Genomic DNA, 15,612 nt, shown 5'->3' on the forward strand with positions numbered 1-15,612 from the left:
CCGGCTCACCGTTGACAAACCCGCGCAGGGCAGAGGGAACAAGTCAAACCACGCTCCGCAGACCGTGCCCCAGCCAAGGCCGCCGCGGAACTGGCTTTGCCAGGCCGCCAGCGGCGCAGGGGGGATCAACTTGCTCTGCAGATCTTCAGCGTGTTGGTGCCGCCGGGCTGCCCCATGGGCTCGCCCACGGTGATGGCGTAGACGTCGCCGCTCTGCACGATGCCGCGCCCCTTCAGGTGCGCCTCGGCGTCGGCCAGTGCCGTGTCGCGGTCGGCGCTGGTGTCCATCAGCAGCGGGCGCACGTTGCGGTAGAGCGTCATCTTTCGCTGCGAGGTCAGGTTGGACGTCACGGCGTAGATCGGCATGCGCACGTTGTGCCGGCTCATCCACAACGCGGTGGAGCCCGAGTCGGTCAGCGCGACGATGGCCTTGGCCCCGAGGTGGTGGGCCGTGAACAGCGCGCCCATGGCGATGGACTGGTCGATGCGCGTGAATTTCTTGCCCTGGAAGTCGTTGCCCAGTTCGCTGTACTCGGCCTTTTCGGCTTCCTGGCAGATGTTGGCCATCTCCTTGACCGTCTCCAGCGGGTACTTGCCGGCGGCGGTTTCGGCGCTGAGCATCACGGCGTCGGTGCCGTCTAGCACGGCATTGGCCACGTCGCTCACCTCGGCGCGCGTGGGCACCGGGTTGACGATCATCGACTCCATCATCTGCGTCGCGGTGATCACCACCTTGTCCATCTCGCGCGCGAGCCGGATCATGTGTTTCTGCAGACCGGGCACCGCCGCGTTGCCCACCTCCACCGCCAGGTCGCCGCGCGCCACCATGATGCCGTCGGACACCTTGAGGATGTTGGCCAGCTCGGGGATGGCTTCGGCGCGTTCGATCTTGGCGATCAGCGCCGGCTTGTGTCCGATGGACGCACCGGCCACGTTGCAGAGCTGGCGCGCCAGCTCCATGTCGGTGGCGTTCTTGGGGAAACTCACCGCCACGTAGTCGGCCTTGAGGCCCATGGCGGTCTTGATGTCGTCCATGTCCTTGGCGGTCAGCGCGGGCGCGGTCAGGCCGCCGCCCTGCTTGTTGATGCCCTTGTTGTTGGACAGCTCGCCGCCGAGCTTCACGGTGGTGTGCACCGCCGGGCCGACCACCTTGTCAATCGTCAGCACGATCAGGCCGTCGTTGAGCAGCAGCGTGTCGCCGGCCTTGACGTCGCGCGGCAGTTCCTTGTAATCCAGGCCCACGCCGCCGAGGTCTCCCGGTTCGGTGCGTGAGGCATCGAGCACGAAAGGCTGGCCCGGTTCCAGCATGACCTTGCCTTCGGCGAACTTGCCGACGCGGATCTTGGGGCCCTGCAGGTCGGCCATGATGCCGACCTCGCGGCCCGCGCGCTGCGCCGCCTCGCGCACCAGGGTGGCGCGGTCGATGTGGTCCTGCGCGGTGCCGTGCGAAAAGTTCAGTCGCACCACGTTGACGCCGGCGCGGATCATCGCCTCCAGCAGGGCGGGATCGCTGGAAGCGGGCCCGAGGGTGGCGACGATCTTGGTGGCGCGTTGCGGCATGAAAGGAGTCTCCTGATGGGTGGCTGAAACGGTTGGCTCTGTAATTTGGTTTCAATTATCCGTGAAACCCGTTACGTTGCGGTTACAGCTTGCCCGCGCGCACCGCAAGCGTGTGTACAGACAATAAGGTCAGCCGCGGAAATCTCACACTGTGAAAAATGGATGGCCCTGTCCCAGAATTTCGAACCGTTCGGTTGCAGAGAGGCCTCGCTTGATGAACGCCCTGAATGGGCTTGGTCACGCCTCCCTGCCGGCTCTTGTCTCCACCGCGGCTTGCAAAAGCGGCCGAAATACCCGGGATAGCTTCTGATCAGGCGACCTGTGCATATAAATGGCCTGGCGAGGACCTCACAGCACCGTGTCAAGCAGCGCGACAAATGAGCGTTTGGTCACAAAGCCTGCGTTTGGCACGAAAGACCCCCCATTTCCGCGCTTTAGAGCGGCTTCCTTTCGCCGATGCTGAGAGTTCAACCAGTCCCCATATTTGCGAGCCTTGTTGATGAGGCCCTCAGACCCAACCGGCATTGGGATGGGCCCTGTTCGGACCGACATTCACTTCAAGTGCCACGCACCGGCTGTGTCGAATGGCCGCTGAACGGACTGGCATTGCGGTGAGGCCGGAGCCTGCTTCGGCACCTTGTGTACCCTGGACTCCGGCGACGATGGCCTGAGCTTCTGACCGATTCAATCAAGAGGGAACCTAGTCATGAAACTGCGCACTCAAATTCTCGCCTTCGGTCTGGCCGGAGCTGCCTTGGCGGCTGTGGTCGGTGGCATCGGGCTTGTCGCCTCAAGCCAGCTCGGCGGATCGATCGACGACGCGGTGCTTGCCGGCGCCGCGCTGCAGTCCAGCCAGGAAGCCGACATGATGCACGACGCGATCCGGGGCGACGCGCAACTCGCGTACATCGGGGCCCTGGAAAACGACACGGCGCGGGTTGCCGAGGCGGAAAAAGGTCTGAAGGACCATGCTGAAACCTACCTCGCCGCGCTGGACAAGCTGCGTAACCTGCCACTGAACGCCGAGTCTCGCGACGCAGAAGCCGCAGCGCGACCGCTGGTTGCGAAGTACATCGAGGCTGCTGGGAAAGTCGTCAAGGCAGCGGGCAGCGATGTCGGCGCCGCTCGCGACGCGATGCCGGCGCTGCAGACCGCGTTCGCCGAACTTGAAGACAAGATGGCGGCGATGTCCGATGCCATCGGGAAGACGGGCGAGCTGCTGACGACGCAGGCCAAGGCCAGCGTCAAGCAGGTACAGCTGGCGATTGCCGCGGCCCTGCTGCTGGCGACCGCCGCGATGGTGGTCGCCGCACTCTGGATGGCGCGCCGGATGGCACGGCCGATGGCGCACGCGGTGGGCGTGGCCGACCGTCTGGCGCAAAGCGATCTCACAGCCGAGATTCATGCGGCCGGCAACGACGAAACCGTGCGCCTGCTCGAAGCCATGGCGCGCATGCAGGCCAACTTCTCTGGCATCGTGCGCGGCGTGCAGGCCAATGCCGACAGCGTGGCCACGGCCAGCGCGCAGATCTCCCAGGGCAACAACGACCTGAACCAGCGCACCGAACAACAGGCCAGCGCCCTGGAAGAAACCGCCGCGTCGATGGAAGAACTCGGGTCCACCGTCAAACAAAACGCCGACAACGCCAGTCAGGCGAACCAGCTCGCGCAGAGCGCGTCGAGCGTGGCCATCCAGGGCGGTCACGTCGTCACCCAGGTGGTAGACACCATGAAGGGCATCAACGATTCGAGCAAGAAAATCGCCGACATCATCAGCGTGATTGACGGCATCGCGTTCCAGACCAACATCCTGGCGCTGAACGCGGCGGTGGAGGCGGCACGGGCCGGCGAGCAGGGCCGCGGCTTCGCTGTCGTGGCTGGCGAGGTGCGCAACCTGGCGCAGCGCAGCGCCGAGGCGGCCAAGGAGATCAAAAGCCTGATCACCGCCAGCGTCGAACGTGTGGAGCAAGGCACCACGCTGGTGGACAAGGCGGGCGCGACGATGACCGAAGTCGTCAGCAGCATCCGCCGGGTGACCGACATCATGGGCGAGATCACCGCAGCCAGCCTGGAACAAAGCGCTGGCGTTTCGCAAGTGGGTGAAGCGGTGACGCAAATGGACCAGGCGACGCAGCAAAACGCGGCGCTGGTCGAAGAAAGCGCCGCTGCGGCTGAGAGTCTGAAGGTGCAGGCGCAGCAACTGGTGGCCGCGGTGGCCGTGTTCAAGATCGCGCACGGTTGATGGTGCATCGCGCTACCGCAGCGCCCGAGCCAAGCTCGCTGTTGAGTCTCTGGAGGTTGTTCATGGCCAGGTGCACGGCGTCCCAGCCTATGCCCTTGTTCCGGTTGAGCCTGCGGTCACCGGTGATGCCGTGGCCTATGCCCTGGATACGACCAAGCCGCTGAAGCCGGTGCGGCAGCTCACACCCATGGCCTGGGTTGCCGCTGCCATGTTCCACCCTTCATTGAGAACCCTCTGGACCAGCAGGGCTCGACCTGCGGGCGTCAATCACGCATGCCTATGGCTGTTCATCCGTCCTCGTGTCTTGAGTTGCTGGGGCCTGGTAACCACAGCTTCCCAGTTCCGGGACGGATGAACAACCTGTTGAGACATCACAACCAGATCGCGGGCTTCGGCATGACCACCGCATGATCCAGATCGGGCCGTCGCCAGGGATCGACATGGGTCATGAGGTTGAGGACGCGATGTCGTTGCATGACACGACGGCGTGCATCCACAGCGATATCGTGTCCGGCTTCGACGCTCAGACAGGCATCGACCTCGATGTGTGCGTCAGCCACGATCATGTCGCCCATCTTGCGCGTGCGGATGTCGTGCACGCCCAGGATGCCGGGAGTTCCTTCCAGCGTGTCGCGGATGGCCGCTATCTCGGTGTCGTCGATGGACCGATCCATCAAGTCGTGCAGCGCGTCCCAGCCGAACTCCCAACCCATCTTGGCCACCATGAAGCCGACGATGGCGGCGGCGATCGGATCCAGGATTGGGAAGCCGGCGAGGTTGCCCGCGATGCCAATGCCGACCACGAGCGACGACGCAGCATCGGATCGCGCATGCCAGGCGTTGGCCACCAGCATGCTCGACTTGACCCGCTTGGCCACGGTGAGCATGTACCTGAACAGCAGTTCCTTGGCGATCAGAGCGCCACCGGCGACCCAGAGGGCCGCCACGTGAACCTTCTGGACTGTCTCGGGTTGCTCCAGTTTGAGGACTGCGGACCACAGCATGCCCAACCCGACGGCCAGCAGGAGTGCCCCCAGGACTAGACTGGCGGCGGTCTCGAACCGATGGTGACCATAAGGGTGATCTGCGTCTGCATCCTTCTGGCTGTGGTGGTTCGCAAACAAAACGACAAAGTCGGCAACCAGATCCGACAGCGAATGGATGCCGTCAGCGATCAACCCCTGGGATTTCGTCAGGATGCCGGCTGCGATCTGGCTGGTGGTCAGGACCAGATTCACCGCAACGCTGACCCACGTGCTGCGCGACGCAGCGGCTGCCCGCTCGGCGGGGCTGTGAACGGGGTCTTCGTTGTCGTCGGGGAGCGTTGGAATGAGCATCGCAGGATCAGGGTGTTGGAAGGCGGCGGAGACAGCCGCGCCCGGTGGAGGTCAGTGGGATTGTGGTTGCTCAGGACCGAGGCTGGGCAGTTGCGACCAGCCTGAGTCCCTCGCCTTGACTGAAGTAGTACTCACCTTGCGGACTGATGACGACGGCGCGATCTGCCGCAGGGTGCGAGAAAAATGACCACCCGTGACCAGGTTGACCAGGTCCGGCCGTGGTGGGAACGGCCTGCATCCCGTGGTCAACCCCTGTACCCAGACGGGTGCCCTTGTTCGGATCACGGTTGCCGCTTGCTTCATCGCCGTCCGCATGTTCGTCATGTTTGCGTGAGTCCCATGCCAGCTGCATGTGGACCTTGTCATAACCAGACAGACCTCCCACCCCTGGGTCTGTACGGTATTCGCGGGCATTGGCCATCGACAAGGTGCTGGTCGCTGCTGCCAGCATTCCCATCAACGCAAAAAGCAAAGTCTTGTTCATGATGAAGTCCTCTGTGTGAATTCCCAGTCGAATCTGACTGCGATTTCAGTCTGCGCCTGCCGCGATGTACAGACACTGAAGAACTCGTTCACCAGACATTCAGCTGGCGTTCACCGCCTCCCTGCGCGCAGGGTGCACGGAAACAGGACTTGCTCCACCAGGCCCAAGGGGCTGTTGGTCCATAGACGGGCCATCCTGAAGCTCTCGAACCACCGCTCGACTGCCCGTCGTGGTAGCGGCCATGAGCAGCGGATCACAGGGGTGCTTTACTGCTGGACCGTCAACTTGTTGTGGATGGTATGCGCGCCCTCGGCGGCACGTGCAGCACTGATGGCGGAGGCGACCTGCGTCTGGCTCGTCACCACACCCGTCAGCCGAACGTCGCCCTTGGTGGTGACGACTTTGATGTCCATCCCATCCAAATCAGGTTCGTTGTTCAGTGCGATCTGGACGTGGGCCGTGACGTCGGCGTCTGAAACGTTGGTGGCCATCCCGACAGCCTGAGCCTGTGTCGGACTCGGGATATCGCCCTTGGTGCATGCGGTAAGCAGCACTGTGCAGCAGACGGGCAACAGGAAGACTTGATGGATGACTTTCATGGAATTCTCTTGTGAAGTGTGGGGTAGAAAAGCGCTTTGCTCTTCTGCTTTGAACGGTGTCGGGGCGGCCAACTGATCCCGAAGGGATACGGAGGGTTCAGGTCATGTGGCGCAAGTCGGCATGTTGCGACGGCAACTGAGGATCACCCGGATGCTGCTGAAGCACGTAGGGCACTGAAAAGAAGGCCAAGGTAAACACCACAAACAGCGTGACGGCGATAGCCTGTGCGATGGGTTGGACAAAATTCTTGAGGTCGGCATTCATGATGGATCCTGTGACGGCTGGAGGTTTAAGCGGTTGCGGGCCAGATGTCGGCTCTGGTCTCAGGGTCATCTTGCAGGCGCGAGGCTGAACACATGCTGAACGACCCTTGTTGAGTACGTTTACGTTCCTCGATCCATCCCAGGCGGCGGCCCGTGGCCAGACGGGCCAACAACTGTCCTCTCGCGAACCCCCGTCGCGGGTTGAAGAACGGATGTGCTGAGTGAGAGGCAGGTGACGGAGTGGCAGCAGTCGTGCATCCCTTCCATCCTTGAATGACAGCGGACCTCGGCTACCGACATTCAGGCATTTTTTGGTCACCGGCAGCACCCAGCCTCGAAGAAACCTTCGAATTTCCATGCATGGCCTGGCAACGACAGTCGCCATCCTTGATCGTCAACAGACCCAGGGCCTTTGCCACCGTGCAGCCGCTTAGCAGCAGACCTTCTCATGTTGTAAGGGCAGGTTTTGGAGGCCTTACCGACACTGACGTGTCAACAGAGGCGGCCGCAGTATCACGCGGTCGTGGACCGGCATCCACCGCTTGTTCATCCGACCCGAGTTGACCTTGCTTGGATCGGGGCGCAACGAGTGGCCCGCCAGCCGTGAGCCCGTCAACGCGACATCTCGGGATGTTGCGAGAACAACTCGGCGACCCACTCCACAAAGGCCCGTACCTTTGCGCTCAGGTGCCGGTTGGGCGGGTACACCACGTAGAGCGGAATGACGGGACCGGTCCAGTCGCTCAACACCTGCACCAGCTCGCCGCGCTCGATCAAGGGCAGGGCCGTCAGGGTGGCGATCTGTGCGACGCCCAAACCCGCCAGCACCGCCGCCGTGAGCGCGTTGCTCTCGTTCACCGACAGCTTGTAGCGGCCCGAGATCTCCAGCAGCTGGCCGTCCTTCTCGAATTCGTTCGTGAAAGGTTGTCCGTTGCGGGTGGAGAAGTGATTCACCATGTGGTGCTCGTTTTCCAGTTGCTCAGGGTGCGTGGGTGTGCCATGGGCTTTCAGATAGGCCGGTGATGCCACGGTCATCAGCGGCACATTGGCCACGCGCCGTGCCACCAGCGACTGGTCCACCAGTTCACCGCCCCGGATCACGCAGTCCACGTTGTCGACCAGCAGGTCCACAGACCGGTCGGTCACGCCCAGGTCGAGCTGGATGTCGGGGAAGCGCCGGAAGAAGCCGGCCAGCGCGGGAATGATGATCTCGCGCGCCACGGAAGTGCCAACGTCCACACGCAGTCGCCCGCTGGGATTGGCCTGCGCGTTGGTCATGCTGGCCTCGATGTCGTCGAGGTCGTTGAGCACACGCACCGTGCGCTCGTAATACGCCGCGCCATCGGGCGTGACGGTCACGCGCCGTGTGGTGCGGTTGAGCAGCTTGACCTTCAGGCGTGCCTCCAGGTGCTGCACAAGCTTGGTGACCGTGCCCTTGGGCAGGTTCAACGATTCCGCTGCTTTCGTAAAGGTGCCGGCCTCCACCACCCGCGCAAACACGCGTATCGATTGGATCTGATCCATGCCCTCTGTCCTTGATGTGCTGTTTTATGGGCGGATTGTTCATGCAATGGAAACAGACAACTGGTTGAAGCTGGCTTTATCCGCAGAATGGGTGTGTCTATAGTCCAGCCCATGGTCTCAACATCCTCGCCCTACGCCCCGCCGGCCCCGGCACAGACCCTGTCGGTGCCGGGCACGTCGCCGCTGGAGCTGCGCGTCTGGGGCAAGAAGCCGCGCGGCGGCGCTTTGCCGCTGGTGCTGCACTTCCACGGCGGCGCCTTCGTCTCGGGCGACCTGGACAGCGGCGCCTGCCTGGCCGGGCTGCTGGCCAGTTCGGGCGCGGTGGTGGCCTCGCTGGCCTACCCGCTGGCGCCCGCACACCGTTTTCCCGAGGCCGTGGAAGCCGGCTACGCGGCGCTGGAGTGGCTGTACAAGCAGCGCACTCGCCTGGCCGGCAAAGACGCACCGCTGTTCGTCGCCGGTGAAGAAGCTGGCGGCAACATCGCCGCCGCGGTGGCGCTGATGGTGCGCGACCGCGGCCACCCGCCGCTGGCCGGGCAGATGCTGGTCGCCCCCATGCTGGACCCGTGCAACGCCACCGCCTCGCTGCGCCAGACCATGGGCGAAGCCACCGGCTGCAAATGGATCGATGGCTGGCAGCAGTATTTGCGCGGCCCGATGGACGCCGAGCACCCCTACGCCGTGCCCAGCCGCGCGCAGCGCCTGGCCGGCCTGCCGCCCACGCTGATCCTGACCGGCGGCGACGACCCGATGCGCGACGAGGCCCTGGCCTACGCCGAGCGCCTGCGCGAGGCCGGCATTGCCGTGCACAGCGGCATGCTGCCCCCCACCACCGGCTGGCCCGACTCGCTGAGCGAGCAGCCCGCAGAAGAATGTCCGTGCGCCATCGAAGTGCGCGAACACGTCCGCGCCTTCTTCCAGGCCGCGACGCCGCCGCCGTCCTGACGGACCCGCCCCCGTTCCCATTCACCTGAAACGCCAGCCCCGGTTACCCACCGGGGACGGTTCCGCTCGCCCTCAAAAAGGAAAAACCATGTCCAAGCTGCCCACTTTCAAGCGCCGCATCTGGTGGTCGACCGCCGTCGCCCTGGCCGCCGTCACCCTCGCCGTGCTCGTGCTCGCACAGAAGTCCAACCCCGCGCAAGCCAGTGCAGCGCCGAGTGCACCGCCGCCCATGCCGGTGTCCGTGGCCACCGTGACCGAGAGCGACATCGCCGCCTGGGACGAGTTCTCGGGCCGCCTGGAAGCGGTGGAGCGCGTGGACATCCGCTCGCGCGTCGCGGGTGTGGTGCAGGCCACGCATTTCCGCGAAGGCGCGCTGGTGGCCAAGGGCGACCTGCTGATTTCGATCGACCCCGCGCCATATGAAGCCGAGGTGGCACGGGCCGCCGCGCAGGCGGGCGCGGCCCAGGCGCGTGTGACCTACGCGACCAGCGAATACGCCCGCGCCCGCCGCCTGTGGGACGACAAGGCGATCGCCCAGCGCGAGCTGGACGACCGCGAGAACGGGCTGCGCGAGGCCGAGGCCAACCTCAAGGCCGCGCAGGCGCAGCTGCAGACCATGCGCCTGAGCCTGGGCTACACGCAGGTGCGGGCGCCGGTGGCCGGGCGCATCGGCCGGCTGGAAGTGACGGTGGGCAACCTGGTCGCCGCCGGCCCGGGCGCGCCCGTGCTGACCACCCTGGTCTCTGTCAGCCCGATCTACGCCAGCTTCGACGCCGACGAAAAAACCGTGGCCCGCGCGCTCAAAGGCCTGGCCGGCGCCGGCAGCAGCGCACGCCAGCTGCTCGCACGCATTCCCGTGCAGATGGGTACGTCGGACAGCGCCGACACGCCCTACACCGGCCAGTTGCAGCTGATCGACAACCAGGTGGACCCACGCAGCGGCACGGTGCGCGTGCGCGCCGTGTTCGACAACCAGGACGGCCTCCTGATGCCCGGGCAGTTCGCCCGCATCCGCATGGGCCAGGCGCAAAGCGCGCGCACCCTGCTGGTGAGCGAACGCGCCGTCGGCACCGACCAGGACAAGAAGTATGTGCTGGTGGTGGGCGAGGGCGACAAGACCGAGTACCGCGCCGTCACGCTGGGCGCGTCCGTCGACGGCCTGCGCACCGTGCTCAGCGGCCTGAAGCCCGGCGAACGCATCGTCGTCAACGGCCTGCAGCGCGTGCGCCCCGGTGACGTGGTGCAACCGGAAATCGTCCCCATGAACGCGCGTGCCGAGACACCGGCACCCGCAGTGGCGAAGTCCTGAATTCCGCGATCGAAAAGACCACCATGAATCTCTCGAAATTCTTCATCGATCGGCCAATCTTCGCGGGCGTGCTCTCGTTGCTGATCCTGATCGCCGGCCTGGTCGCGTTGCGCGGCCTGCCGATCTCCGAGTACCCCGAGGTCGCCCCGCCCTCGGTGGTGGTGCGCGCCCAGTACCCGGGTGCCAACCCGAAAGTGATCGCCGAAACCGTGGCCACGCCGCTGGAGGAAGCCATCAACGGCGTCGAGGGCATGCTCTACATGGGCAGCCAGGCCACGACCGACGGCGTGATGACGCTGACGGTCACCTTCAAGCTCGGCACCGACCCCGACAAGGCCCAGCAACTGGTGCAGAACCGCGTCTCGCAGGCCGAGCCGCGCCTGCCCGAGGAAGTGCGCCGCCTGGGCGTGACCACGGTCAAGAGCTCGCCCGACATCACGATGGTGGTGCACCTGGTGTCGCCCAACGACCGCTACGACATCGACTACCTGCGCAACTACGCGGTGCTCAACGTGAAGGACCGGCTGGCGCGCATCGAGGGCGTGGGCCAGGTGCAGGTCTTCGGCGGTGGCGACTACTCCATGCGCGTCTGGCTCGACCCGCAGAAGGTGGCGCAGCGCGGCCTCTCGGCCAGCGATGTGGTGGCCGCGATCCGGGGCCAGAACGTGCAGGCCGCGGCCGGTGTGGTCGGCGCTTCGCCAGGCCTGCCGGGCGTGGACCTGCAGCTGTCCATCAACGCCCAGGGCCGCCTGCAGACCGAAGAAGAGTTCGGCGACATCATCGTCAAGACCGGTGCCGATGGCGCCGTGACCCGGCTGCGCGACATCGCGCGGCTGGAGATGGGCGCGGCCGACTACTCGCTGCGCTCGCTGCTGAACAACAAGCCCGCCGTCGGCATGGGCGTGTTCCAGGCACCGGGCTCCAACGCGCTCGACATCTCGGCCAACGTGCGCGCCACCATGGCCGAGCTGCAGAAGGCCATGCCCGACGGCGTGGAGTTCCGCATCGCCTACGACCCCACGCAGTTCGTGCGTGCCTCCATCCAGTCGGTGATCACCACCCTGCTTGAAGCCATCGCGCTGGTGGTGCTGGTGGTGATCCTGTTCCTGCAGACCTGGCGCGCCTCCATCATTCCGCTGCTGGCGGTGCCGGTGTCGGTGGTGGGCACCTTCGCGGTGCTGCACCTGCTGGGTTTCTCGATCAACGCGCTCTCGCTGTTCGGCCTGGTGCTGGCGATCGGCATCGTGGTGGACGACGCCATCGTGGTGGTGGAGAACGTGGAACGCAACATCGAGGCGGGGCTCTCACCGCGCGATGCGACCTACCGCGCGATGAAGGAAGTGTCGGGGCCGATCATCGCGATCGCGCTGGTGCTGGTCGCGGTGTTCGTGCCGCTGGCCTTCATCAGCGGCCTCACGGGCCAGTTCTACAAGCAGTTCGCGGTGACCATCGCGATCTCGACCGTGATCTCGGCCATCAACTCGCTCACACTCTCGCCCGCGCTCGCCGCGCTGCTGCTGCGCGGCCACGACGCACCGAAGGACACCATCACGCGCGGCATGGACCGCGTCTTCGGCCCGCTGTTCCGCGGCTTCAACCGTTTCTTCCACCGCGGCGCCGAGTCTTACAGCGGCGGCGTGCGGCGCGTCATCTCGCGCAAGGCGCTGATGATGGTGGTCTACCTCGCGCTGGTGGGCGTGACCTTCGGCCTGTTCAAGGCGGTGCCCAGCGGCTTCGTGCCCGCGCAGGACAAGCAGTACCTGATCGGCTTCGCGCAACTGCCCGACGGCGCCACGCTGGACCGCACGGAAGAAGTGATCCAGCGCATGGGCGAGATCACCAAGCAGAACCCGAACGTGGAAGACGCGATCGCCTTCCCCGGCCTGTCCATCAACGGCTTCACCAACAGCTCGAACTCCGGCATCGTGTTCGCCACGCTCAAGCCCTTTGCCGAGCGCCAGCGCGCCGACCAGAGCGGTGGCGCCGTGGCGGGCCAGCTCAACCAGGCCTACGGCAGCATCCAGGACGCCTTCATCGTGATGTTCCCGCCGCCGCCGGTGGCGGGCCTGGGCACCACGGGTGGCTTCAAGCTGCAGCTGGAAGACAAGGGCTCTCTGGGCTATGAAGCCATGGACGCTGCGGTGAAAGCCTTCATGGCCAAGGCCTGGCAGACGCCCGAACTCGCCGGCATGTTCACGAGCTGGCAGGTCAACGTGCCGCAGCTCTACGCCGACATCGACCGCACCAAGGCACGCCAGCTCGGCGTGCCCGTGACGGACATCTTCGACACCATGCAGATCTACCTCGGCAGCCTGTACGTGAACGATTTCAACCAGTTCGGCCGCACCTACAGCGTGCGCGCCCAGGCCGATGCGCCCTACCGCGCGCGCGCCGAAGACATCGGCCTGCTCAAGGTGCGTTCAACCACCGGCGAGATGGTGCCGCTGTCGGCGCTGATGAAGGTGGAGTCCAGCTTCGGCCCGGAGCGCGCCATGCGCTACAACGGCTACCTCTCGGCCGACATCAACGGCGGCCCCGCGCCGGGCTTCTCGTCGGGCCAGGCGCAGGACGCGATCGAGCGCATCGCCGCCGAGACGCTGCCGCAGGGCATTGGCTACGAATGGACCGAGCTCACCTACCAGGAGATCCTGGCCGGCAACTCGGCGGTCTGGGTGTTCCCGCTCGCCATCCTGCTGGTGTTCCTCGTGCTCGCCGCGCAGTACGAAAGCCTCACGCTGCCGCTGTCCATCATCCTGATCGTGCCCATGGGCCTGCTCGCCGCCATGACCGGGGTGTGGCTGGACGGGGGTGACAACAACGTGTTCACGCAGATCGGGCTGATCGTGCTGGTCGGGCTCTCGGCGAAGAACGCGATCCTGATCGTGGAGTTCGCGCGCGAGCTGGAGTTTGCCGGGCGCACGCCGGTGCAGGCCGCCATCGAGGCCAGCCGCCTGCGCCTGCGCCCCATCCTCATGACCTCGCTGGCCTTCGTGATGGGCGTGCTGCCGCTGGTGCTGGCCACCGGCGCGGGCGCCGAGATGCGCTCGGCCATGGGCGTGGCCGTGTTCGCCGGAATGATCGGCGTCACCGCCTTCGGCCTGTTCCTCACGCCCGTGTTCTACGTGCTGCTGCGCCGCCTGGCGGGCAACCGCGCGTTGCGCCAGCACGGCGAGATCCCCCACTTCGAGGGCTTTGCCTCCGGCGGTGGCGGCAGCGCGCGCGCCGTGCCTGCCGCCCCCTTGACCCATTGATGAAGACACAGAAGGTGCACACCATGAAGAAGCTCCATCACCTGTTGCCGTTGGCCGCCGCCCTCTTCCTGGCCGGCTGCGCCACCGCGCTGCCGCCGCTGCCGTCGTCGATTCCGACGCCACCGCAGTTCAAGGAGCAGCAGCGCCAGAACGAGCACTGGACCATCGCCCAGCCCGCCGAGGCGCAGAGCCGCGGCACCTGGTGGAAGGCGTTCAACGACCCAGTGCTCGACGAGCTGGTCGAGCGCGCCGGCGCGAACAACACCGGCATCCAGGAAGCCGCGGCCCGCCTGGCCCAGGCCCGCGCGTTGGTGCGCGGTGCGCAAGCCGACCGCGCGCCGAAGATCGGTGTGGGCGCCACCGCCAACCGCGGAGCCGGTGCCAACACCGCGAGCGGATCGACTCCAGCCACGCTGTTGCAGACCGGCTTAAACCTCTCGTACGAGCCTGACCTGTTCGGGCGCTTGTCGCGCGCCCAGGACGCCGCTTCGCTCGACGCGCAATCGCGCGAGGCGTTGCTGCAAAGCACGCGCCTGCTGGTGCAGGCCGAGGTGACACAGACCTACCTGGCCCTGCGCGCCACCGACGCCGAACGTGCACTGATCCGGGACACCGCCACGGCCTACGCCGACACCCTGCGCCTCACGCAACGCCGCTTTGAGGCGGGCGATGTGGCCGAACTGGACGTGATCCGCATCGAGACCGAACTCGCTGCCACCGAGGCCGAGGTGATTGCGCTGGACCGCGCGCGCGCGGAGCTTGAACACGCGCTGGCGGTGCTGCTGGGTGAACCGGCGTCCGGCTTCGCGCTCACGCCCGACATGACGGTGCGCACACTGCCCGTGATTCCGGCCGGCGTGCCCGCCACCGTGCTGGCGCGCCGGCCCGACGTGGCCGCCGCGCAGGCTTCGCTGCTGGCCGCGCAGGCCCGCGTGGGCGTTGCACAGGCCGCGTGGTTTCCCAGTGTTTCACTCACCGGTACGGCGGGCTTCGCGTCGCCCGAGCTGGGCGATCTCTTCAAGTGGTCCGTGCGCGCCTGGGGGGTGGGCGCGCTGCTGTCCATGCCGTTGTTCGACGGCGGGCGGCGCGAGGTCGGTGTTCTGGATTCGCAGGCGCAGTTCGATGCGGCGGCTGCGAACTACCGCGGCCAGGTGCTCAACGCGCTGCGCGAAGTGGAAGACCAGCTCTCGGCCCTGCGATTGCTGCAGCTGCAGTCGCAGGCCCAAGACCGCGCCGTGGGTGCCGCGCAGCGCGCCAGCACGATTTCGGAGAGGCGCTACCGCAACGGTCTGGTAAGCCAGCTGGAGCTACTGGACGCGCGCCGCAACGAACTGTTCAACCGCCGCCAGGCGCAACGCGTGGAAGCGGCGCAGCAGCAAGCCACGGTGCGGCTGGTTCGCGCCATCGGCGGCGGGTGGGGAACCGCCGGTGGGTCAGCGGCGCCCGGGTGAGCATGGTGCGCATCGACGACAGGCGCTAGCCAGGTCATCGGCAGCACACCGCCTGAAGCGACCTTCGAATTTCCATGTACGGCTTTGCAGCGACTGGAGCCGGTGGGTGCTGCTAGGTGTGCTCACGCTGACTGTCACGAAGCGGCTGTTGGGTACAGCAACCGGCGATCGCCTGAAAGGCGGCTGTCCGAGGTACTGCGGTCATAGGACTTCCGCCATCCGGCTGGTGCCGCGCCAGCGACCGCTTCACCGTCACCTGGATTGGTGTTGCCGACCCTGAGCGGGCATCTGGCTCCGAATCCAGAACCGGCTATTGCAAACGTGGCGGAACGGATTGAAGGCGCTCTAGGAACACCGCTTTGCGCGTGCGCTTCGCGCTCAGGTTCAACCTATTTCGGCTACTTTCATCATGGTGTGATTGTTGACCCACTCAGTCCTTCAAACCATCGATGACTCAACGGGTATTAAACATCTTTCCTAAATGGCGCCCGAGTAGATTGGCGCTCCGCGACTACGGAGCGTCTTTAATATCGCTTCTGCCGGCTTGCCTAAAAAAACGATTCGATACTTATTATCCATTACATGAAGGATGACTCTCGGCTTTCGATCGGAAATATGTGTATAAGAACTTACACTATCCCATGGTA

The 15,612-nt window shown here is 65.5% G+C and carries 12 protein-coding genes and 1 pseudogene; 5 read left to right on the forward strand and 8 right to left on the reverse strand.

Going from position 1 to position 15,612, the window contains the following annotated elements:
* Nucleotides 1–125: 125 nt before the first annotated feature.
* Nucleotides 126–1,559, reverse strand: a complete 1,434-nt coding sequence (pyk, locus tag ACN5W5_RS07525; RefSeq protein ID WP_420047907.1) for a pyruvate kinase — start codon at nucleotides 1,557–1,559, stop codon at nucleotides 126–128.
* 706 nt (nucleotides 1,560–2,265) lie between these two features.
* Here pyk and ACN5W5_RS07530 point away from each other — a divergent pair.
* Nucleotides 2,266–3,801: a methyl-accepting chemotaxis protein gene (locus ACN5W5_RS07530; RefSeq protein ID WP_420047908.1), complete on the forward strand. Its 1,536-nt coding sequence runs from the start codon at nucleotides 2,266–2,268 to the stop codon at nucleotides 3,799–3,801.
* A gap of 40 nt (nucleotides 3,802–3,841) precedes the next feature.
* On the opposite strand, the pseudogene ACN5W5_RS07535 reads toward ACN5W5_RS07530, so the two are convergent.
* The 7 genes and pseudogenes from ACN5W5_RS07535 to ACN5W5_RS07565 all read right to left on the reverse strand — a co-directional run.
* Nucleotides 3,842–3,964: pseudogene (locus ACN5W5_RS07535) on the reverse strand (IS481 family transposase); the annotation flags it as partial.
* Nucleotides 3,937–4,068: a leucine zipper domain-containing protein gene (locus ACN5W5_RS07540; RefSeq protein WP_420047909.1), complete on the reverse strand. Its 132-nt coding sequence runs from the start codon at nucleotides 4,066–4,068 to the stop codon at nucleotides 3,937–3,939. The pseudogene ACN5W5_RS07535 and the gene ACN5W5_RS07540, both read right to left, overlap by 28 nt.
* A gap of 104 nt (nucleotides 4,069–4,172) precedes the next feature.
* The gene (locus tag ACN5W5_RS07545; protein WP_420047910.1) at nucleotides 4,173–5,138 is read right to left on the reverse strand and encodes a cation diffusion facilitator family transporter; all 966 of its coding nucleotides are present in this window, start codon (nucleotides 5,136–5,138) and stop codon (nucleotides 4,173–4,175) included.
* Between the two features lie 70 nt (nucleotides 5,139–5,208).
* Nucleotides 5,209–5,622 (reverse strand): hypothetical protein, encoded by a 414-nt coding sequence (locus tag ACN5W5_RS07550; RefSeq protein ID WP_420047911.1) that lies wholly within the window; start codon nucleotides 5,620–5,622, stop codon nucleotides 5,209–5,211.
* Between the two features lie 266 nt (nucleotides 5,623–5,888).
* Complete coding sequence (locus ACN5W5_RS07555) at nucleotides 5,889–6,221, reverse strand: BON domain-containing protein (protein WP_420047912.1); 333 nt, start codon at nucleotides 6,219–6,221, stop codon at nucleotides 5,889–5,891.
* Between the two features lie 97 nt (nucleotides 6,222–6,318).
* Nucleotides 6,319–6,486, reverse strand: coding sequence for a hypothetical protein (locus ACN5W5_RS07560; RefSeq protein ID WP_420047913.1), 168 nt, complete (start codon nucleotides 6,484–6,486; stop codon nucleotides 6,319–6,321).
* Between the two features lie 611 nt (nucleotides 6,487–7,097).
* Nucleotides 7,098–8,009, reverse strand: coding sequence for a LysR family transcriptional regulator (locus ACN5W5_RS07565; protein WP_420047914.1), 912 nt, complete (start codon nucleotides 8,007–8,009; stop codon nucleotides 7,098–7,100).
* Between the two features lie 111 nt (nucleotides 8,010–8,120).
* On the opposite strand from ACN5W5_RS07565, the gene ACN5W5_RS07570 reads away from it, so the two are divergent.
* The 4 genes from ACN5W5_RS07570 (at nucleotide 8,121) to ACN5W5_RS07585 (ending at nucleotide 14,965) form a co-directional block, all read left to right on the forward strand.
* Nucleotides 8,121–8,954, forward strand: a complete 834-nt coding sequence (locus tag ACN5W5_RS07570; protein WP_420047915.1) for an alpha/beta hydrolase — start codon at nucleotides 8,121–8,123, stop codon at nucleotides 8,952–8,954.
* Between the two features lie 88 nt (nucleotides 8,955–9,042).
* Nucleotides 9,043–10,263, forward strand: a complete 1,221-nt coding sequence (locus ACN5W5_RS07575; RefSeq protein WP_420047916.1) for an efflux RND transporter periplasmic adaptor subunit — start codon at nucleotides 9,043–9,045, stop codon at nucleotides 10,261–10,263.
* 23 nt (nucleotides 10,264–10,286) lie between these two features.
* Complete coding sequence (locus tag ACN5W5_RS07580) at nucleotides 10,287–13,514, forward strand: efflux RND transporter permease subunit (RefSeq protein ID WP_420047917.1); 3,228 nt, start codon at nucleotides 10,287–10,289, stop codon at nucleotides 13,512–13,514.
* 23 nt (nucleotides 13,515–13,537) lie between these two features.
* Nucleotides 13,538–14,965, forward strand: a complete 1,428-nt coding sequence (locus ACN5W5_RS07585) for an efflux transporter outer membrane subunit (RefSeq protein ID WP_420047918.1) — start codon at nucleotides 13,538–13,540, stop codon at nucleotides 14,963–14,965.
* Nucleotides 14,966–15,612 lie beyond the last annotated feature (647 nt).

Origin of the sequence: Hydrogenophaga sp. ZJX-1 (assembly GCF_048590325.1) — a bacterium.
In the GTDB taxonomy this organism is placed as follows: Bacteria; Pseudomonadota; Gammaproteobacteria; order Burkholderiales; family Burkholderiaceae_C; genus Hydrogenophaga.